The organism is Lysobacter sp. SCRH-1R (assembly GCF_057747855.1).
In genome coordinates this window covers 2,021,633-2,042,412 of record NZ_CM173227.1, presented here as the reverse complement: position 1 = coordinate 2,042,412, position 20,780 = coordinate 2,021,633, and the positions used below count along the sequence as shown (strand labels likewise).

At 70.7% G+C, this 20,780-nt stretch carries 9 protein-coding genes; 1 reads left to right on the top strand and 8 read right to left on the bottom strand.

The window, feature by feature from the left end; translation table 11 throughout:
• Positions 1-56: 56 nt before the first annotated feature.
• The 6 genes from AC3ANK_RS09075 to AC3ANK_RS09050 form a co-directional block, all read right to left on the bottom strand.
• The gene (locus tag AC3ANK_RS09075) at positions 57-485 is read right to left on the bottom strand and encodes a hypothetical protein (RefSeq protein ID WP_484172805.1); all 429 of its coding nucleotides are present in this window, start codon (positions 483-485) and stop codon (positions 57-59) included.
• Positions 482-12,208 (bottom strand): filamentous hemagglutinin family protein, encoded by an 11,727-nt coding sequence (locus AC3ANK_RS09070; RefSeq protein ID WP_484172804.1) that lies wholly within the window; start codon positions 12,206-12,208, stop codon positions 482-484. The genes AC3ANK_RS09075 and AC3ANK_RS09070 overlap by 4 nt, the downstream gene beginning before the upstream one ends.
• 121 nt (positions 12,209-12,329) lie before the next feature.
• On the bottom strand, positions 12,330-13,301 hold the full coding sequence (locus AC3ANK_RS09065) for a FecR family protein (RefSeq protein ID WP_484172803.1): 972 nt from the start codon (positions 13,299-13,301) through the stop codon (positions 12,330-12,332).
• A 114-nt stretch (positions 13,302-13,415) separates the two neighbouring features.
• Entirely contained in the window at positions 13,416-13,916 is a 501-nt protein-coding gene (locus AC3ANK_RS09060) for an RNA polymerase sigma factor (protein WP_206860498.1), read from the bottom strand.
• A complete protein-coding gene (locus AC3ANK_RS09055; protein ID WP_484172802.1) occupies positions 13,913-14,569 on the bottom strand; it encodes a secretin and TonB N-terminal domain-containing protein in 657 nt (218 codons plus the stop codon). The genes AC3ANK_RS09060 and AC3ANK_RS09055 overlap by 4 nt, the downstream gene beginning before the upstream one ends.
• Before the next feature lie 331 nt (positions 14,570-14,900).
• On the bottom strand, positions 14,901-15,653 hold the full coding sequence (locus AC3ANK_RS09050) for a SapC family protein (RefSeq protein ID WP_484172801.1): 753 nt from the start codon (positions 15,651-15,653) through the stop codon (positions 14,901-14,903).
• 217 nt (positions 15,654-15,870) lie between these two features.
• On the opposite strand from AC3ANK_RS09050, the gene AC3ANK_RS09045 reads away from it, so the two are divergent.
• Positions 15,871-16,224 carry a hypothetical protein gene (locus tag AC3ANK_RS09045; RefSeq protein WP_484172800.1) on the top strand — a complete coding sequence of 118 codons (354 nt, stop codon included), beginning with the start codon at positions 15,871-15,873 and terminating at the stop codon, positions 16,222-16,224.
• Between the two features lie 18 nt (positions 16,225-16,242).
• Here AC3ANK_RS09045 and AC3ANK_RS09040 read toward each other — a convergent pair whose 3' ends face one another.
• Entirely contained in the window at positions 16,243-17,610 is a 1,368-nt protein-coding gene (locus AC3ANK_RS09040; protein ID WP_484172799.1) for a CehA/McbA family metallohydrolase domain-containing protein, read from the bottom strand.
• Positions 17,611-17,734: 124 nt separating this feature from the next.
• The gene (locus tag AC3ANK_RS09035) at positions 17,735-20,779 is read right to left on the bottom strand and encodes a TonB-dependent receptor (RefSeq protein ID WP_484172798.1); all 3,045 of its coding nucleotides are present in this window, start codon (positions 20,777-20,779) and stop codon (positions 17,735-17,737) included.
• Position 20,780 lies beyond the last annotated feature (1 nt).

Below are 20,780 nucleotides of genomic sequence, written 5' to 3'. Positions count from 1 at the left end.
TTCCTTGTGACGCTTGCCGGTGTTCGATCCCGCAAGAAGAATTCGTTACCGCGCGGTCACAAGGTGTCGCCGGTCGCATCCGGGCGCACCGGATCCAGCGACACGCCCAGCACCAGAGGCTGGCGCATGTCCGTCGGCGGCGCGGGCAGGCGCGCGGACAGCACCGCGCGCAGGTCCTCGTCGGCCTGGGGTTGCCCGAGCGAGGCGAATTCAAGCCGCCGCACGGCGCCATCGGGTGCGATCCACACCTGCACGACCACCGGCGCCGACACGCCCATCAGCCGGTCGTTCGTTTCGCGTTGCTCCAGCCATGCGTGCAGGCGTTGTGCGCGTTCGTTCGCGCCGTCGCGCAAACGCGCCTGGAACTGCGCACCGGCGGAACCGGCGTAATCGAGCCAGTGCTGCGGCACGGGCGGCGCGGCCATCGCCTGGCCCGCGCCCAGCAATGCGAGGGCGGCGCCGAACCATCGCGAACGCGGGCTCATTCCGGCTCCTGCAGGCGGCGGCGTTCGGCGGTGGTCAGGCGCGACTGCTGCTCGGCGGTGAGCTCGCCGTTGCCGAGCACCTGGAACGCGCTGGACGCGTCGTAGCCGGCCGGTCGCGCGGCCCGGAGGGTGCCCGATTGCGGCGCATCGACGCGGCTGCTTTCCGGACCGAAGCCCAGCACCTGCACGCTGATGATCGACGGCTGCGCGCGGCGCGCGGCGTCCTGCTGCTGGCGCGTCATGTCCTGCACGGCCTGCGTGGCGCTGTTGGCGGCGGCGCTGGCCGAGGTGAGCGCGGCGGTGTTCACCACGGTCGTCGGCGGCAGGCCGGTCGCCTCGCCCTTCACCTGCACGTTGGCGGCGTTGACCACCTGCAGCGCGGCGAAGTTGACGTTGCCCGACACGCGGATGCCCGCCTCGCCCACGTCGATCGTGCCCAGCGGCGCGATCAGGTCAACGTCGCCCGGCTCCGTGCCTGGAATCGGATCGAGCGTCGCGATGCCCGCGCCGGTGGACGGCACGTTCGGCGACAGCGACAGGTTGCCGACATCGTCGTACACCATGCGCGGCGGGGTGTAGACCAGCGCGGTCTTGGAACCGCGACCGGCGTTGATGTCGCCTTCCACCGACCACGCGGTGATGCCGCCGCCCAGCGTGGTCATGATGCGCGACAGGCCGAGCAGCACGTCGTCCCCGGTGAAGATGTCGATGTCGCCTTCGCCCAGCGTGACCAGGCCGGTGCCCGGCGGCGGCGCGACGCCGTCCACGCCCAGCGTGAGCGCGCCGCCCGGCGCCAGCACCTGCAGGTCGCCGCCGAAGCGCGTGTGCACCCCGGCCGCGCCCTGGAACGAGATCGAGCCTTCGCGCGCGATGACGTTGCCGTTCGCGTCCTTCTCCGGGAACAGCACGGCGATCGCGTTGCGCCCGCGCAGGTAGCTTTCGAAACGGCGGCTGTCGGGATCGTTGAACTCGCGTCCGCTCAGGCGCAGTTCGGCGAAGTAGACCTCGCGCAGGAACACGCCCTGCTGCGTCGGCGGCAGCGTGTCGAAGTACGCGAGCGCGTCGTCGCCGGCGTAATCGAAACGTTCGGCGAGCCAGTCGGCCAGTTCCTTCTCGTAGGTCTTCGCGACCTTGCCCGGCTGGTCGGCGAGGCGCTGTTCCGGATCGGCGAGGTTGGCCGGATCCAGGTACAGCGCCGCGAACGCCGCGTAGTCCGGACCGCCCTGCCCCATGCCCGCGCTGAGCACGATGCCCGCGCCGGGGCGCGTGTCGCCGGCCACGATCGCGCCGAGGCTGTTGATCGCGCTGTCGGTGGCGTCGGTGGTGCCGTCGAGCGCCTGGTAGACGTTGCGGCCGGCGGTGACTTCCAGCAGGCCCGGGCCGGCGACGTCGATCGAGGTGTTGAGGATGTCGCGGCCGGCCTGCACGACGGAAACGTCGTCGGCATCGTTGTTGACGATCAGGCCGCTGGCGAGGACGTCGCGTCCGGCGCGGATCGCCATCGAGGTCGCGCCCAGGTACACCGGGCGCGTTTCGTCGCCATTGACCGTGGCGGTGCCCACGCCGCCGGTGCGGGCGCGCACGTCGCCTTCCAGCGCGTAGATGCGCGCCGGCTGACCCGCGCCGGCGTGCAGGTTCGACGCGGTGTCGAGCCCGAACGTGAACAGTCCCGCGCCTTCGCTGCGGAAGTACGTGTCGCCCACCAGGATCGCGTTGCTGGTGAGGAACGTCTCGCTTTCCGGCGTTTCGGCCAGGCCCCAGAACACGCGCAGCGGCGCGTTGGTGGACGTCGGCGTGGCGCCCGACATCGACGCGCTGCCGAGCACGTGGTCGCGCGCGAACAGCTGCAGGTCGCCGCTCGCCGACGGCGCCAGCGTGAGACCGTCGAGCACGATCGAACCGTTGGCCGCCACGGCGGTGAAGCGCGCCGGGTCGTACACGGCGAACAGGCCGCTGCCGGGCTTCGGCGTCTGGTGGACGTCGCCGCCGGTGGCGAACAGGTCGATCGCGCTGCGGTCGGTCCACAGCGAGAACGAGGCGATCGCGCTGCCCGAAAGACCGCCGGCCTCGGCCTGCGTCGCGCCGCCGTTCACCGTGACACGGCCCGCGTCGGTGCCGCTGCCGATGTTCAGGTCGCCGCGACTGCGCAGCGACGCGACGCCATCGCCGACCACCACGTCCAGCGGCGAGTACGCGATACGGTTGAGCGGCTCGCGCAGGTCGCTCGCGCGCGGGTCATCCGCCGCGATCAGACCATAGCCGCTCTCCATCGTCCGGCCGATGCTGCCGGCGCGCACGTCGATGTCGCCGCGCAGGTTGAGCACGAGGCCGCCGTTCGGACGGTCGTTGCCGGTGTCGGTGTCGTTCAGTCGCGTGTTCATGCGACCGCCGACGTCGACGTCGAGCGAGCCGCCGCCGGTCTGCACGAGGCGTCCGTCGGCATCGACCCGGCCGCTGCCGGCGACCACGAGGTTGAGCGTGTCGACGGTGTACTGGTTGGTGAGCGTGGAGATGTCGGTCCGCACCGACGCACCGGCATCGCCGCCCGCGCGCACCGTGACGTTGCCGCCGCCGAGCGTGCCGATGCCGCTGAAGCCGACGAGTTCGACGGTGCCGCGTTCCTCCCACCAGCGGTACTGGCCGAAATTGATGCCCCACGCGGTGCGCTGGTCGAGTTCGTCGCCGCCCTGGCGCCACAGCCAGCGGCCGATGTCGTCGGTCGCGGCGTTGCCGCCGAACGACTCGTTGAGGCCGCGCACGTCGCCCTGCGCGGCCAGCAGGAGATCGCCGCCGCCGTCGGCGAAGAACATGCGCTGCGCGCCGAGCGAGGCTTCGTACCCGGCGTTCTCCGCGCCGAGCACCGTGCCGTCGGCGCGCGTGGCGCGCGGCGCGTTCCACCCGGCGCCGTCGGCCACCTGCGTGCCGGCGGTGTAGACGCCGTAAAGCGTTTCCTGGCGATAGTCGCCGCCGGCCAGCACGTCGAGGCTGCCGGTGCCGGTGCGCACCACCGACAGGCCGACGCGATCCGCGTCCGGTCCCATCTTGTGTTCGTCCTTCAGCACGACGTTGCCGGAACCGTTCAATCGCGACGCCGCCGCGAGCGAGCGACTGTCGGCGGACTGCGTGTCGGCACCGCCGACCAGTCGCATCGACCACGACTGCATGCCCGGATCGAGCATCGGCGCCGCCGCCCACAAGCGTCCCGGTTCCGGACGCGGCGTGGAGATCACGATGTCGGCGTCGGACGGATTGGCCGAGGTCAGCACCGTGCCGGCCTCGATGATCACCTGCCCGTACAGCAGGCCCGGGATGATGTCGCCGGGGAAATAGCTGCCGAACCAGTCGGTGACCGAACCCGACACCACCTGCACTTCGGCGAGGTTCGGGAACGCGTAGAACTGGTCGCCCCACTCCGGATTGAACGGAATGTCGAAGACCATCCCGGCGGGCGCGGCCTGGCCGTTGAGCAGCTCGGTACGGACCTGCCAGGCGTTGTCGTCGGGCGTCGCCGGCGGCGGCGCGAAGCCGTCGCTGATGCTGCCGTTGATGTCGAGATCGCCACCGGCGCGGATCGTCAGCACACCCGGTTCGCCGGAACCGGGCACGGCGCCGTCGGCGTCCGGTCCGTAGCGGTAGCCGGACAGATCGAGGTCGGCGCGCACGGTGAGGTCGCCGTCGCTGACGATCTCCACGCCCGGCCGCAGGTGGAACGCGGCGCCGTAGCTCTTGAGCCCGGACAGGCGCGCATCGACCGCCGCGTTCGCACCGGCGGCGTCGATGAAGGCGACGCTGTCGAGGTGGATCGCGTCGAGCCAGGTCTGGCTCACGATGCCGTCGGCCGGCGTGTAGCGCGCGAACGCGTTCACCGCGATGCTCGCCGCGCCGTCGATCGCGGCGTCGTTCGCGGCGTCCACCGCGACGTCGTTGCCGCCGATGCGCGGCGCGTTGATGTCCACGTGCCCGCGCGCCACGCCGTCGGCCGAACGCAGGTCCAGCCGCGCGCTTGATGCGAGCGAGACGTTGCCGTCGCGCGAGGTCAGTTCGATCGCGCCGCGGTTCGACGCATCGATCGCCTGGCCGTACGCGTCGGTGACAAGCTGCGTGCCGTGCACGTCGAGCACCGCGTTGCCGGTGAGCGCGAGCGTGTCGCGCGCGGCCAGCCGGATGCGACCAACCTCCGCGCCGCTCGCGTCGATGGTGCCGTCGACCGTGAGCGAGCCGCCGTCGATCGAGATGCTCACCTCGTTCGCGCGGACGTCGTCGCGTACGACCAGATCGCCGGTCTTGATGACGAAGCCGCGCGCGTGGAAGAAACCGCCGGCATCGAGCTTCGCGTTGAGGCCGGCGAAGTCGTCCAGTCGCGTCGCGCGGACGTCGAACGCGCCGCTGTCGAAGCCCGCGTCCGCGCGGCCCAGCAGTGTGCCGCCGAACGCGACGTCGCCGCCGGCGCCGGTCGCGGTGGCCTGGATCGAACCGGCGTCGTTGCCGGTCGCCGACACGTCGATGCGCGAGCCGGCGTCCTGCACGATCGCGCCGTTCGCCGTTTCCATCACCACGTCGCCGCCCCAGCTGGTGCGCGTGACGTCGAAGAAGCGCAGCGTGCGGCCGGACAGGTCGAGGTTCGCGCGGTCGCCGAGCACGATGCCGTCGTCGGCGTCGACGACGAGGCGACCGCTGGGCAATACGACGGCCGCGTCCACCGAGACGGTCGCGCCGTCGAGGCGGACTTCCGCGCCGAGCGCGTCGGTGGCGCGCGTGTCGATGGCGGCGCTGGTCGGCGACGATACCGTGAGTGCGCCGCCGGTCGCGTAGCGCATGGACGAGCCCGCGTCGCCGGTGAGCAACGGCGTGGACAGGTTCAGCGCGCCGCCCGTGTACGAGGCTTCGTCGGTGCCGCTGCGATAGACCGACAGGCTGCCGCGCTGGTTGGCGGCGATGCGCTCGCTGGCGTTGAGATCGACGCTGGCGAAGCCGAGCGCGAGGCGGTCGAGTTCGACCTGGTCCTGCGGGCGCGCGAGTTCGTCGTAGCCGAACACGATCTCGCGCGCGTCCACTTCCAGCCTGCCCGCACCGGTGCCGGCGCCACCGGGCATCACCGCGCCGGGCGGCGTGTTCTCGTACGGCGATCCGGCGGTACCGCGCCCGCGCCCCAGGCCGCTCCACACCAGCGTGTCGGCGGTGATGCGCGCGACGTCGTCGGCGCCGCCCCAGCCGTAGATCGCCGGGCTGTTGAGCACCAGCTGCGCGCCGGCATCGCCGCCGGCCTCGCGCAGGTTGAAATCGACGTTGCCGAAGAAGTTCAGCGATTCGCCGACCGTCAGGCGCAGGCGTTCGATCGCGATCGAGCCCGGTTCGCTGGCGCCGAGCAGGCGCTCCAGCGTCGACTGGCTCAGGCGCACGCCCGCGCCTATCGCGCTCGCCGCATCGGCCGCCGCGAAGGATTCCGTGGTGCCGATGTTCACCCGCGGCGCGGCCAGCTGCAGGTCGCGCGCGCCCAGGTCCGCTTCGCCGACCGTCACCTCGCCGCCGGACGCGAAGGCGATCGTGCCGTCGGTGCGCAGCGTGGCGCCGTCCTCGACGGTGATCGAGTTCGGACGCGCGGCATCGCGCAGCGGCGCGGCGAAATCGAGGAAGCCGTCGGACACGGCGAGGATCGCGCCGGTCCTCGACGTCCGATCGTCGCGGGTGGCATGGAACAGCAGGCCGAGCGAGGAATCGATGACGCTGTCGGCAGCGTGCGCGGTCGTGTCGAGCACGGCGCCGGACTGCACGACGACGTCCTTGCCGGTCAGGAACAGCTGGCCCGCCTTCAGCGTGGCGCCGTCGCGCACGACGATGTCGTTGGGATCGGCGCGGAACAGGATGCGCGGTCCGTTCGGCGCGTTGCCGTCGTCCGGGTCCTGGCCCTGCACGAGGCCGAAGAGGCCGCCGACCACCATCGCGCCGGCGCCGAACGCGGACAGATCCTCCGCATCGAACGAGGCCATGCCGTCGGTGGCCTGCGCGCCGCGCGCCTTGATCTCGATGTCCTGCCCGCCCGTCACGAACAGGTTGCCCGACAGCCCGCCTTCGGCGCCCTGCAGGTTCGCGAGGCCGTCGAAGTCGAGCACGTCGCCGGTCGCCTTGCCGAAGTCGATCTGCACCGACTGCGCGTCGCGTTCCAGGCGCGGGCGCAGCGCGCCGAAGCGCTTGGCGTCGTCGATGGCGAACTTCGCGTAGCGGGTTTCGTTGTACTGCGAATGGCTGCGGACGGCCTCGCCGCTGGTCAGTGTGATCGACGTCGGCAGCGCGTCGCGGATATCGGTGTTCGCGACGCCCAGATAACCGCTGGCGCTGATCGAACCCGCCGGCAGGCCGACGGCCGGCGGCACGAGGCCGGACATCGTCGAACCCAGCTCGACCCGGTACGCGCCGGGCAACAGCGCGTAGTTCGATGGCATCAGCGTGTAGGTGCCGGGCGCGAGATCGCCCACCGCTTCGGTCAGCGTGATCTGCCGGCCGATGCCCGGCTGGCCCGCGCCCGCGTCGGGCGACACCGGCGCCGGTGCGTTGTGCATGCCGGGCACGATCGCGTACACCTGCGCGTCGGCGGAACTGAACGCGTTCGCCGGATTGGCGTTGGCGAGCGGCGTGCGCAACACGTCGACCGAACCGCCGCGACCGCTGACGAAGCCCGCGCCGAGCAGTTCGCCGCCGCCGGAAACGTCGATCAGCGCACCCGATTCGGCGGTCAGCCGCGCATGGCCGAAGACGATGCCGTCCTGCAGGTCGCCGCCGGCGATGTCGGCCTGTTCGCGGAACGTCACTTCCTGGCCGTCGTACAGGTAACGCAGGCCATCGACGGTGCCGCCGTAGGGCATGGTCAGGCCGGCGGCGCTGGTCGAGGTGATGCTGCCCGCGCGCAGCGTGACGTCGTACACCTCTTCCTGGCGGAAGCCGTCGATGAAGGGCTGCTGGTTGAAGGTGATGCGGCCCAGCGGCGCACGCACGACGCCGCCCTGGTCGATGTTCGGCGCCGCCAGCGTGAGCGCGCCGAACACCGACTGCGGCATCGCGGGCGTGCTTCCGTAGCCGCGGATGGTGAGCGTGCGCTCCATGTCGTAGGTGCCGTCGGGCTTGCGTCCGACCTGGACCGTGCCGGACGCATGCGTGCCCGGGTACAGCTGCGCGGCGGTGATCGTCATGTCGCCGCCGGTGTTGAGGCGGCTGCCGAGGTCGCGGTTGCTGCCGGCGACGCGGGCGCCGAGGAAGCGCATGTCGCCACGGCTGGTGAGGTCGATGCTGTCGAAGCCGATCAGTTCGACCGGCCGCGCGGACGAGGTGGCCTGGGTTTCGTAGACCGTGCCGCTGGCGCCGAAGCTGACGAAGTCGCGCACGTCGATCAGGTCGGCGTCGATGTCCAGCGAACCGGTGTTGCGGCTGGCCGTGGCGAGCATCTCGAACGCGTTGCCGTTGCTTGGCACCAGCATGCCGGACGGCGTGAACAGGCCGGAGGACGTGAGCGGCACGTTGCTCTTGCCTTCGAGCAGCACGTACGGCGCGGACAGGCGGACCCGCGCGTCCGGATCGCCGTCGGCCACGCCGATCGCGGCGCGCCGCAGGTGCAGCGCCCGGCCGAGTTGCAGGTTCACGTCGCCGTCGAACGCGATGACGTCGCGGCTCCACAGGTCGAGCGTGTCGAAGCCGCCGGCGGCGATTTCCCCGGCGCTGATGCGCGCCTGGCTGTCCGCCAGCGTCGGATCGCTTACGCCCGCTTCGAGCCCGACCGCCAGCCCGCTGGCCACGCGCTGCTGGGTGACGGTCAACGTGTTCATGGGCCCGTCCAGGCCCGGCGCGTTCTCCAGCACGACGCCGAGCTCGCCGCCCGACGCACCGGCGCCACCGGCGGCGGCGCGCAGGTCGCCGTCGTTGAGGATGCCGCGCGTGGAGCCCAGCCGGATCAGGCCGCCGTCTCCCGCAACGTTCACCACGCGCGACGCATGGAACGGTCCCTGCCCCGCGTACACGTCGAGATCCGCCGCCGCACCCGACGCATCGAGCTTCGCGCCTTCGCGGATCACCACGAACGCGTTGGTCGCGTCGAGCCTGTCGTTGGTGCGACGGTCGTAGCCTTCCAGGCCGATGCGGATCGAGCCGCCGTCCTGCACGGTGCCGTAGCGGCGGCCGTTCTGGTCGAGCGCGACCTGCGCGCGGCCCGCCGCATCGAGCACGGCGTCGGCGCCGATCCACAACGACGTGCCGGTCATCTCGGGCACGTCGAAACCCACCGGCTCGCTGAGGATGGCGATGTCGCCGCCGGGCGCGGTGATGTCGCCATCGACCGTGATCTGCCCCGACGCGGCCAGGCGTACGCGCTGGCCGGGATCGACTTCGATGCGGCTGTCGGCATCCACCTCGATCGCCGCACCGCGCAGCGTCACGCTCGCGCCTTCGCGCTGCGACATGCGGGCGTTTACCGGATCCTCCTGGTACAGCGGCGGCGTCCAGCTTTCCAGCGCGACGCGCGGATCGGCGCCGGTCTCCGGCGGCGTCGCGTTGGCGGGCAGGTGCAGCACCGGCATGTCCGCGCGCAGCTCCGTGCCGGCGACGCTCACCTTGCCGAGGCTGGTGATCGAATACGCCGAGAAGCCGCTGCGCAGCAGTGCCGCGTCGAGTTGCATCGCCGTGGTGTCGTCGTCCGGCGTCGCGTGGCCGAACGCGATGTCCTGCGGCGACTGCAGTTCCAGCGTTCCGCCGCCGAGCACGCCCTGCGCGCGCAGTTCGCCGTCGAGTTGCAGGCGCACGCCGTCGGGATTGCGCAGCAGCGTCGAGCGTTCCATGCCGGCCAGCAGGCGCACGTCGCCGCCGCGTCCGCCGAGGAGATCGCCGCTCGCCGCGAGCGTCGCACCCGACGACACATCGACCACGCTGCCCGATCCGAGCGCGATCGAGCCCTGGAACATCCGCACGGTCAGGTCGCCGCCATCGACGTGCGCCGTGGACACCCACGGATTGGCGTCGGGCACGTCGTTGGTCCAGATGCCGCGCAGATCGAGCGTCGCGCCTTCGCCCAGCGCGAACGACGCGGTGCCGTCGTCGTCCAGCAGGATGTGGTCTTCGAGCGCGCCGCCGGTCACGGTGCGCACCGGCGCGGTGTTTCCGATCCCGATCGCGCCGCCGCGCGCGGTCACGTCGGCGTCGATGCGCGTGTCCGCCGCGTTCAGGCGGAGTTCGCCGCCGTCGGCCAGGCGCAGTGCGCCGTCGATGACGATGTCGGCCGAGGTGGTGATGTCCAGGCCGCCGAGTTCGGCCCCGCCCAGGCGCGCGGCGTCGAGGTGCAGCGTGCCGACGCGTTCTTCGGGAATGAGGTCTTCCGCGCCCGTCCACGCGTCGGCGATGTTGGCGACCTCGCCGATGGACACGTGCGTGTCGAACGCGCCGGTGCCCACCGCGTTCGCGCGCCCGTAGACGAGCGTGCCCGCCTTCGCCACGGCGGTCTGCGCCTGGCGGTAGCCGTCGGCGATGTCGTCGCGCACGCGGCCCTGCTGCTCGCCGTCGAAGACCGTCGCGACGATCCCGCCTTCCAGCACCGCGGTCGGCGCGGAGACCGTCAGCCGGCCCGCGTCGCGCCCCACGGTGTAGCCGTTCTCGAGCCGGCGCTGCGGTGCGATCAGCGGGTTGTAGTAATAGCCGGTGAGGTTCTCGCCCCAGCGCTCGTGCGTGTCCTCGAAGCCGTTGTAGACGCCGGCGAAGCGCATGTTGGCCGAGGCCTCGTCGAGGCTGTACAGGCGGCCGTCCGCGCCGCGCAGCCAGGTCTGGTACGCGTAGCCGGTCTGCACGTCGAGCGCGCCGCCGGACAGGTTGATCGACGAACCGCGCTGGGTGACGACTTCGTTGCCGCCCAGCACGATGCTCCCGCCCTGCGCCGCCCACTCGCCGATGCCGTGGCCCTGGTTGCTGAGCCAGCCGCCCACTTCGAGCAGGCCGCCGGCCGCGTACCAGCGGTCGCCGTCGTAACCGCCGGTGCCGGCGGGAACGTGGACCAGGTCGCGCCGGTCGATCCACACGTTCTGGTTGAACAGGTCGCCGCTGTCGCGATTGACCGGCGAATCGCGCAGCTCGTTGCCCTGCACGTTCACCTGCACGTTGTTGGATTCCATCGCGACCTGCACGCCGACCGCTCCGGCGACGTCCAGCGTGGCCTTGTCGGCGGCGAAGACGCGGTCCTTGGCGCTGACGGCGATCTGCCCTCCGGTGGCCACCGTCAGCGAATCCGCCTCGAAACGCACGTCTCCGCCGCTGACGATCTCGACACGCGACTGGTCGCGCCGGTCGGACAGCGAGGACAGGTTGTCGAACCCGCCCATGCCCGCCTGGCCGGCGACGAAGCGCAATGCATCCTGCTTCTGCGACTCGGCGATCAGCGCGTCGCGCTGGCTGTCGAGCGCGGTGGTCCTTCCGTCGTCCTCGATCAGCACGGCGGTCACCGCATCCGCGCCGAGGACGACTTCGCCTTCCGCATCGCTCGCAGGGGTCGATAGGTGGATCGTGCCGCGCTGGTTCACCGTGGTCGTGGACACGGCGACGCCGTCCTGCCGCACGCGATGGCCGGTGAGCGTGATGTCGCCTTCGCGCGCGGTGATCAGGCCGGTGTTGCGCACCTCGCCGGTGGCGCTGTCCTCGTCGCGGCGCGCGAGCACTTCGTTGCCGCGCGTGGTCGAGAACGTGTTCGCCTCGGTGCCCACGCCCTTGCGGATGACGAACTCGTCGCCGGCGGCGAGCAGCGTCTGCCCGCGCGAGGTCGTGATGCTGCCCGCGTTGTGCACTTCCGACCCAAGCAGCAGCACGTAGCCGCCGCCCTGGCGCACGTCGTTCGATGCGGCGGTTTCGATGCGCGCACCGGCTTCGACGATCACCTTGCCCGCGGCGTCGGTGAAGCTCGCGGCCGGCGCGGTGTTCTGCTGTGCCGAATACAGGCCGCGCTGGAGGAACTGTTCGTCGCTGAATTCCGCCGCCGCGGCGACGAGGTTGCGCGTGTTGACCTGGCTGGTGCCGCCGAACATCACGCCGTTGCGGTTGACGATCAGCACCGTGCCTTCGGCGCTGATCCGGCCCTGGATCTGCGACGGCCGGGCGAGCGGATCGTTGACGCGGTTGAGCGCCGCCCAGTCGGCCTGCTGGTTGAAATCGACGAGGGTGTTGCGGCCGACGTTGAAGGTTTCCCAGTTGAGGACGGCCTTCGCGCCGGTCTGCTCGATGGTGACGGTGGTCGTGCCGTTGGCGATGCCCTGCGTCGGCGCGCGCGCGTTGAGCCAGCCGCGCGTGAGCGCGTTGTCGTCGACCTCCAGGCCGCCTTCGCCCAGGCCGTCCGGCACGCCGCTTCCGGCCGCCGCCGCGCGCGCATTGCGTTGCAGCGCCTGCTGCGCGGCGATGGCCTGCGCGGACGTGGCGAGGTTGTCGATCGACTGCTTCAGCCGTTCGCGCGCCGCCTGCGATTGCTGCCTCGGCCCTGTCAGCGATGCCGCCGGCACGCCGTTCGGCAGCTGGCCGGTCGCCGCCGCCGCGTTCTGCACCGCGCCCTTGTTGGCGAACCACGCCGGACTGAAGGCCTGCTGCGCCTGCGCGTTGGTCGCCAGCAGCAGCATCGCCACCGCATGCGCCAGCGGATGGCGCGCGATGCCGGTTCTCGCGCGCAGGTCGCGTGTGTCGGGCGTGGGGACGTGCGCGGTCGTGCGGCTCGGCATGACGGTTCTCTTGGACGCGGCAAAGGGGTTGCGATGGCGCCGTTCGGCGCCCGTTACCCCTTAGACGTCGTGGCCCGGAGGACCCCGCAATCGCACGCGCGAGGCGCGCCTGCCGCGCCGGTCAGCCCAGCAGCACCACGTTCCCCGGCAGATGCCGCACGCGCACGCCGAACGCCGCGCGGATCTGCGCGATGGCCTGGTCCATGTCGCCGATGCGGAAACGCCCGCTGACGACGTTGCGGCCGAGTTCGCGATCCAGCAGCACCACGCGGCCGGGCCGGTACCGGTTGATCTCGGCCACCGCGTCCGACAGCGGCGTGCGCCGGAACACCACCGCGCCCTCGCGCCAGGCCGACACCGTCGACGGGTCGACCGCGAGCGGCGCACGCAGCCCGTTCGCGTCGTAGATCACGCGCTCGTTGCGATGCAGCACCTGCCGTCGCGCGCCCTGCTCCACTTCGACTTCGCCGGCCAGGCACGTCACGCAGACTTCGCCGTCGTCGTTGCGCACGTCGAAACGCGCCTGTCCGCGCGCGAGCGTGCGGCCGTCGCCGGCGATCACGCTCAGCGGCAGGCCCGCGACGGCGCGCCGTTCGACTTCCGCTTCGCCGGCCAGCAGGCGGATGCCCGGTTGCGAGCCGGATTGCAGCGCGACGCGGGTCTGCGTGTTCAGCGCGAGCCACACATCGTCGGACACACGCACGCGCTTCTGTTCGCCGGTCGCGGTGCGGAAATCGGCGCCCCATTGCGAAGCCGGCGCCCACAGGCCCAGCGGCGGATGCAGCGCGGCGACGGTCGCGACCGCCGCGGTCGCGGTGAGCGCGCCGCCGAGGAACGCGCGACGGTTGATGCGACGCCGCGCCATCGTCGGCACGCGTCCGCGTTGCAACACTTCGCGTCCGGCCGGATCGAAGTCGCGCCACAGCTTGCGCGCACGCGCGAACGCGGCGGCATGCGCCGGATCGGCCTCGCACCAGCGGCGCAGCGCCTGCGCATCGGCGACCGTTGCCTGGCCCGAGGCGAGCCGGCGCACCCAGGCGTGGGCCTGGCGCGCGACCTCGTCGGGTGGCGTGTCGTGCTGGGATGGCGCCATGGCAGGCAGGCTCGAATGAACGCAGGCGAAGGCCGCCGATTATGCGGCCCTCCATGGCTTGGACGGAGCCGGCGGGGCAATCCCGCAAACACTCGCGCAAAGCGCGCGCGGTGATCAGCGTCCGAGTCGGGCGGCGCAGAATTCCTGGGCGCGCTGGAGTTCCAGTTCCACCAGACGCAGCGACACGCCGAAGCGACGCGCGGTTTCCGGCTGGGTCAGGCCTTCGACGCGGACGGCCAGCAGGATCGCGCGGCGGCGCTCGGGCAGTTCCTCCATCGCCTCGATCAGCAACTCCAGTTCGGAGCGGCTCTGCGCCGTATCGGCCGGGCCCGGCGCGGGGTCGGCCATGCCGAGCAGGTCCTCGACTTCGGCCCCGGTGAGGTAGCGGCTTTCCGAGCGCTGCCGGTCGATGGCCACGTTGAACGCCATGCGGAACAGGTAGGCCCCCGGACTTTCCGCGCCCTCGATCTGCTTGCCCTGCAGGCGCAGCCAGGTGTCCTGCAACGCGTCGCTGGCGAGCTCGGCGTTTCCGAGGCGTCGCGTCAGGCGCCGCCGCAGATCGTCGTAGCGCAGCGTCAACAGCTCCAGCAGGCCCAGCGTCGCGCTCGTGCTCATGTCGGGTTCCTTCCTTGCGTGCGGTGCGCGACCGGCTCCGGGCAACGCCAGGACTGGCCGGAGGAGCGCGGCATGATCAACAGGGTGAACGGCTGCGCCGCGCCGGCCGGAAGCGCTTCGCCCAGCGACAGGCCTTCGAGCGCGGCGATCACCGCCGCATCCACGTCGTCGTTGCCGGTGGTGTCGAGCAGGTCGGCGCGTTCGATCGCACCGCGCGGGGCGATCCACACGCGCAGCGCGATGCGGCGATCGCCGGCGGCGAGCAGCGGATCGGCGCAGAACGCATCGCCCACGCGCGACTGCAGCAGCCCGCGATACCGCTGCAACGAAGCCGCATCGACCGGCGCCGGGGACGGCGCGGCGTCGCGCACCAGCACCAGTGCGCGCGCCGAGGTGTAACGCACCTTCAGGCCGGAGCCTTCGAGCATCGCGTCCAGCGCGGCCAGCGGCGTGTACGCGCCGTGCAGCGGCTTCGACGTGCGGCCTTCGGTGAGGTGGCTGTCATAGAGGACGGACTGCCCGGTCGAACTCGCGTACGCATCCAGCGCGGCGTCGAGCGGCTGCGCGGGAATGTCGAACGCGACCGTCTCCGGCCCGGTGCGCGCGATCGCCGGAGACTGCGCAACCCGCGATTGTCCGATCCCTGTGGCCATGGCTGCGTCCGATGTCGGATGAGATGCCGGCGACGCGGCGATCGCCGGCGCCCCCTTCGCCACCGCAAGAGCGGCGACCGCCCAGCACAGCCACGAGCGGGCGCGTCCTGATGCGCTCATTGCAGCCTGCCTTCGTGGAGACACCGGTCCGCCGGGCGCGTGCCCTGCGTCCCAGATCTTGTGGAGGGCGTGTGTCAATCAGGTGACACCAATGCCGCCCGGACCATGCGTGATCGGGCGATTACAGCCGGCGCCCGCACTGGAAGGCCGCCGCAGGCCGCTGGCGCGGCCCGCGTCGCGCCGGGCCGCGCGTTCGTTCCGACCGCGTGCGTCAGGGCGCCAGCAGGTCGGTGAAGCGCCCCATCGACGCCATGTGGAAATGCACCAGCGCGAGCCAGCCCTTGCGATGCCATTCGACGACGACGGCTTCGGGAAGTGTGGCGAACTTCTCCGCGTCCACGGTCCGGAAGCCCTCGATGTTGGCCTTGCGCCCGTCCGGAAAGGCGATGCTGGCGGTGCGCTCGACCAGCAGCTCGTGCTCGGCGAGCGCGGCGGCGAACTGCCGCGTCGCGCGATCCTCACGGGTGAAGGCATCGCAGAACTGCAGCGCCTGTCGGGTCAACGCGCTCGGCTTGCCGTCCTCGAACAGCGGCGCGCCCTCCTCGCCCGACTCGACCACCATGTCGGCACCGGCGTCGATCGCGAGCACGTAGCCGTCCGGATTCGTCGTCTGCACGAACACGAACGGATAGCGGCGCACGTAGGCCGGCACGTAGGCGTCCTCGCGCCAGGCGTCGCCGTCGATGAAGCGGTTGCGGCCCTGTTCCAGGCCCAGCACCGCGAGCGGCGTGTGGTCCGCACCGGCGAACACCAGCGGATACGAGCGCGCGGCGGACGCGAACTCACCCACCATCACCGGCACCGAGTTGCTCGTCCGGGCGAACGCCACGCCGGAAGGACGCACGCGCCAGGCGGCGTGTTCGACCGAGGAAAGCACCTTCGGGTCGCGATAGAACAGCGGCCACGAGCGCCCGCTGTCCAGGCCGGAAGCGTCGCGTGCGGGGTCGGTGGTTTGGGAAGTCATTGCGGTTGGGTCCGTGTGATCGTGGATGAGTGAAATGGGGTGGCCGGCCAGAATGCCGCAGGACCATGTCAACCGTGTGCCGCGTGCGGACATTGCTGATCGGACCTCGCTGGACAGACGCATGCCGCGGGCGAACACCGCAACGTGCGCGTGCATCCGGACGTTCGCTGACCGTCACGCGCTTCGTGCGAAACTCGCACGCACGGAGGATCGCCGCATGCGCACCGCCCTGCTTCCATCGCTCCTCTTCATCGCCACGCTGCCGGCGTTCGCGCAGACAGACGCAACGGCCGACGCGCCATCGCCGTGCATCGACGTCGAGGTCAATGGCGAACGCGTTCGCGACTACGACTGCCTGTCCCGCCTGATGACGCCGGCAAAACCGGACGCTCGCCCGCCTGCGACGACGATGCCTTCCGAAGACATCGCGCGCCGGCCATCGAACCAGCTGTTCCTGTTCAACCAGGAAGCGACGCGCCAACGCATGGGCAACACGTTCGGCACGTCGGTGCATCCGCAGCGACCACCGGAGAAGCCGCCGGTGTCGCCGGTGATTCCGCCGCGCCCGTGAGCGCCGGGGAACGAAGCGTTACCGCGCGAGGAACACCGGATTGCCGTAGAACCACAGGTCCTGCCACGGGTCCTCGCCATCGACGTCGGCGGACGGCGTGGCTTCGGCGGTGTTGCTGCCGCGCACGCGCACGAAGCCGCCGTTCGCCGGCGCGGGAAACTCCCATCGCATCGTCATCCAGCGACCGTCGAGCTTCCATTCGCCGGATTCGAAACGCCGCACGGTCATGCGCGGTGCGCCGTCGCCAGCGGCTTCGCCGACGATGACGTCGACGTGGTGCAGCGGCGGCGGCTGACGCTTCGCACTGGCGTGCTCCGGCTGGCGTACGCGCACTTCCACGCGCAACGGTGCGCCGGGCCTGGTCTCCAGCGTGCCGCCCATCGTCGACATGTTTTCCGGATCGTCCACCGCACCCACGCCGAACTCGAGCGCGTCGATCAGGTCGCCCGTCACCGCGAACACGCGACCTTCGCGCAGCCCGTCGAGGATGTCGGCGGGTTCCGGCCGCGCCCGGACATAGGTCCTGCTGTACTCGCCCGGATCGAAATCGCGGCCACCGTCGCGCAGGTTCACGTGCGAGTCGGAGGTGGCGGTGATCCAGAACCGGCGCCCGCTCGCCAGCAGCGAATCCCACACGCCGCCGACCTGTGCGGTCATCTGGTCGAAGCCGCCGAACGTCGGCGCGCCGGCATTGCGGTACAGGCCGCGATTCACCGGCGTGGCCTGGTGTCCCGGCGCGCCTTCCATGCCGACCAGAACGCGCGGCGCGGCGTCGTGCCACGCGCGCAGTTCGGCCGGTTCGACCTTGCCCCATCGACCCACGCCCTTCGCCGTACGCGAGGGATGGTTGATGAACATCAGCGGCAGCGGCGACATCGCGCGCATGTGCGCGAGCGCGTCGAGCATCACCGCGCCGCTGTCGCGCGAGCCGTCTTCCAGCGGTTCGTTGCGGCTGTAGTCGCGTTCGATCCCGAACTGCTGCTCGCGCTCGCCCGCGCCGGGCGCGACGATCAACGACGCATGCTCGCCTCCGGGCACGTCGAACTCCATGCCGTGGAACTGGATCAATCCCGGCACGTCGCGCCGGGCCTCTTCCAGCGCGGGCCATGCGAGGTCGCGCGTCACGCGCGAATGCCCCGGCCCGCCGTGATCGGTATGCACCATCCAGCGCAGGCCGTTCGCGTACGCGACCTGCGCGTTGCGCGTGCGCGTGTACTTCGAATCGCCGCCGCGGATCGGCGTCGGCGGCGTGGTCGAACGGTTCCAGTCCACGCTCCATTCGCTGTGGACGTGGTGATCGCCGGCAAGCCACATGCGTCCGTCCGCGTGGGCAACAAATGGAACGCACAGCAGCGCCGCGACGGGCAGCAGGCAGGAAAGACGCATGGCAGGTCCGGTGTCGGTGGATCCGGCGGAGCGGATCGTGGGAAGGACGGCGTCGCCGGTGACATTACGCCACCGGCGCGCCTGAATCGCGGGCGGCGCCGCACGCCGCCCGCATGCGGCGCGGTCAGAAGTCCGCGCGAAGGCCCAGGCTGATGCGGCGACCGGACATCTCGTACATCGTCGGGAACGACGGATCCATCGTGTAACCCGTGGTCGCCTCGTTGGTCATGTTGATGCCCTTGAGGCTGATCTTCAGGTGGTCGTTGATGCGGTAGCCGATGGAGAAATCCACCTGGCCGTAGGCATCGCGCCAGATCGGGTACATGTCGTAGCCGATCGACTCGACGTACTCGCCCTTGTGGTTGTACGACACGCGCGCGTCGAAGCGGTCGTTGTCGTAGTAGAAGGTCACGTTGTACGTCTTCTCCGCCAGGCCGGGCATCGGGGTGAGGATGCCAAGGCTCGATTCGCCCGCCAGCGAGCTGTCCAGCCAGGTGTAGTTCGCCGCCACGCCGAAGCCTTCGAGCGACGGATGGAACGCGCTGAACGGCACCTGCGCGTTCAGCTCCACGCCGTCGACCTCGTACGAACCGTCGGCGTTGACCGGCTGGTACACGTCGAAATCGTAGATGCCGTTGAGCGTGCCGTTGGCGTTGTACACCGCGACGTCCGGCACGATGCCGGTGAAGGCGTTGATCACCACGCCGTCGATCTTCTTGCGGAAGTACGAACCGGCCAGCAGGCCGCCGTTGTCGAAGTACTTCTCCAGGCCGATTTCCCACTGCTTCGCGTAGGTCGGCTGCAGGTTCGGATTGCCGTCGGTGAAGCGGAACGAGCTCCAGCTCGCAGTGCGCTTGTACGCCACGTCGGTGAGCGCCGGACGCATCATCGTTTCCGACGCGGCGGCGCGCAGCAGCAGGTCCTGCGTCAGTTCGGCGGTCAGGTTGAAGCTCGGCAGCACGTCGTCGTAGCTGCCCTTCTGCGAGACCGGCGCGTCGGTGTAGCCGGTGCTGCCGTCGGCGTTCTGCACCGGGTGGTAGCCGAAGGACAGCACCGAGGTGTCGACGTAGCGCGCGCCGGCGTTGATGTTCACCGGCACGTGGCCGATGTCGAACGCGAAGTCGGCCATCGCGTAGAGCGCGGTGACTTCCTCGTCCACGCGGTAATACTGGCCGTCGTCGAACGGCGTGCTGAAGCCGGCGTAGCGGAACGCGTCGCGTGCGTACTCGTTGGAGACCTGCTGCCACGCCAGGTCCTTCACGCTGTAGCCGCCGCCCGGCACGATGTCGCCGATCCACTGCAGCGGGCTGTCGGCGAGCGTGCGCGTGTTCACCCACTCGGTGCTGCCGGCTTCCGGGCCGGTGATCTTCAGCTCGCCGTAGCTGCGTTCCTTCGATTTGTCGGTGTAACGCGCGCCGAACTGCACGCTGCGCAGCGCCGGGGCGAAGGCGAGATCGAGCGTCTTGTTGTAGTCGACCTGCGCGGCGTACTTGTCGTCGGTGATCTTCTCCAGCGTGGTCTCGTACGCCTCGAACAGGTAGCTTTCCGGCGAGTCGTACATGTCGAAGCTGCCGGATGCCGCGCTCGGAATGGTCTCGCCGCTGCGGCCGGTCCAGCGCGCGCGCGAAGGCGCGTAGGCGACGTGCTTGAGGTTGGCGTAGTCGAGCGTCTTCTCCGCGCCGGAGTAACCGGCCATCGCGTCCAGGCGCCAGGTGTCGCCGGACCAGTCCAGGTCGACGCTGTACTGCTGGTACTCGGTTTCGTTGATGCGTTCCTTGCTCAGGAACTCGTGCTGCGTCGCCGTGTACGACACGTCGCGCAGCACCAGCATGCCGTAGCGCGAAAGCGTGTCGGCGTCGTACTCGTGGATGGTGTCCAGCGTGCTGCGGCTGGACGCCGAATACGCGGCGGCGTCGTACTCGTCCTCGGTGGTGTCGTAGCCGCCGAGCATCGCATCGAACGTCAGGCTGAAGCGGTTGCTCGGGCGATACTGCAGCGAAGCCGTCGCGCCCCACTTGTCCTGCTCGTTCACGTAGACGCGATCGCCGACCTTGTCCTGGAACACGATCAGGTTCGATTCGTCGGTGTCGGCGCGATCGCCGATGATGCGGCCGGTATCGCGCTCGATCACTTCCTCCGCCTGCTCGCCGCGGGTGCCGGATGCGCCGAGAAAGCGCGACATCGGACGGAAGTTGATGCCCGAGGTCGCGTCGGTGCGGTTGGTGCGCTTGGCCTTCGCGAAGGAGACCAGCGCGCCCCAGTCGCCCCACGTGTCGCTGGCGAGGAAGGCGAACTTCGGGTCGATTTCCTCGGAAATGGAGTTGTGCGCGCCCTCGGCCGACAGCACCAGGCGACGGTCGCTGTAGTCGAACGGACGCGCGGTGGAGATCTCCACGTTGCCGGCGATGCCGCCCTCCTCGTCGGCGGCGGTCGGGGACTTCTGCACCGTGACCTGCTGGATGATCTCGGACGCGAAGATGTCGAACTCGACGTCGCGCCCGCCGCTGCCCGACGCCGTCGCCAGGTCGTTGATCGACACCTGCGTGTAGTCCGCCGGCAGGCCGCGCACGCTGACGCGGGTGCCCAGGCCCTTGTTGCGTTCGATGCTCACGCCGGGCATGCGCTGCAGCGCCTCGGCGAGGTTCTGCTCGGGAAAGTCAGCCACGTCGGTGGCGACGATGGAATCGGAGAAGCCGATGTTCCAGCGCTTCAGGTCCACCGCCTGCTCCAGGCTGCGGCTGTAGGTACCGACGACTTCGATGCCTTCCAGTTCCATCACCTGCGATTCTGCCTGCGGCGGCGCCGGCGTCGCCGGTGCGGTCGTGTTCGACGGTGCGGACGGTGCCGCGGCGGGCGCGGCGCCGGATGCGGCGTCGGCTTCGATCGTCACCGTCGCATCGTTGAGATAGCGATGGCGCAGGCCGGTGCCCGCGAGCATCTGGCGCAGCGCCTGCTCCGGTGCGAGGCCGGCGGGAATGGCCGGCGTGCGCAGGTCGCCGGCGGTCTGCGCGTGGTAGATGAACTGCAGGCCGGTCTGGCGCGACAGCGAGTTGAGCGCGCGGTCGAGCGGTTGTGCGGGGATGGCCTCGACGGCGACCCGGGTTTCCTGCGCGACGACGGGCGCGGTCTGCAGGGCCAGGGCGATCGAGAGGAACAGGATTCGACGCATC

What these genes read in the sequence shown, in the direction of transcription:
- AC3ANK_RS09040 (WP_484172799.1), bottom strand. Translation starts at nt 17,610, where the DNA reads ATGCGTCTTTCCTGCCTGCTGCCCGTCGCGGCGCTGCTGTGCGTTCCA.
- AC3ANK_RS09065 (WP_484172803.1), bottom strand. Translation starts at nt 13,301, where the DNA reads ATGGCGCCATCCCAGCACGACACGCCACCCGACGAGGTCGCGCGCCAG.
- AC3ANK_RS09075 (WP_484172805.1), bottom strand. Translation starts at nt 485, where the DNA reads ATGAGCCCGCGTTCGCGATGGTTCGGCGCCGCCCTCGCATTGCTGGGC.
- AC3ANK_RS09070 (WP_484172804.1), bottom strand. Translation starts at nt 12,208, where the DNA reads ATGCCGAGCCGCACGACCGCGCACGTCCCCACGCCCGACACACGCGAC.
- AC3ANK_RS09035 (WP_484172798.1), bottom strand. Translation starts at nt 20,779, where the DNA reads ATGCGTCGAATCCTGTTCCTCTCGATCGCCCTGGCCCTGCAGACCGCG.
- AC3ANK_RS09060 (WP_206860498.1), bottom strand. Translation starts at nt 13,916, where the DNA reads ATGAGCACGAGCGCGACGCTGGGCCTGCTGGAGCTGTTGACGCTGCGC.
- AC3ANK_RS09055 (WP_484172802.1), bottom strand. Translation starts at nt 14,569, where the DNA reads ATGGCCACAGGGATCGGACAATCGCGGGTTGCGCAGTCTCCGGCGATC.
- AC3ANK_RS09050 (WP_484172801.1), bottom strand. Translation starts at nt 15,653, where the DNA reads ATGACTTCCCAAACCACCGACCCCGCACGCGACGCTTCCGGCCTGGAC.
- AC3ANK_RS09045 (WP_484172800.1), top strand. Translation starts at nt 15,871, where the DNA reads ATGCGCACCGCCCTGCTTCCATCGCTCCTCTTCATCGCCACGCTGCCG.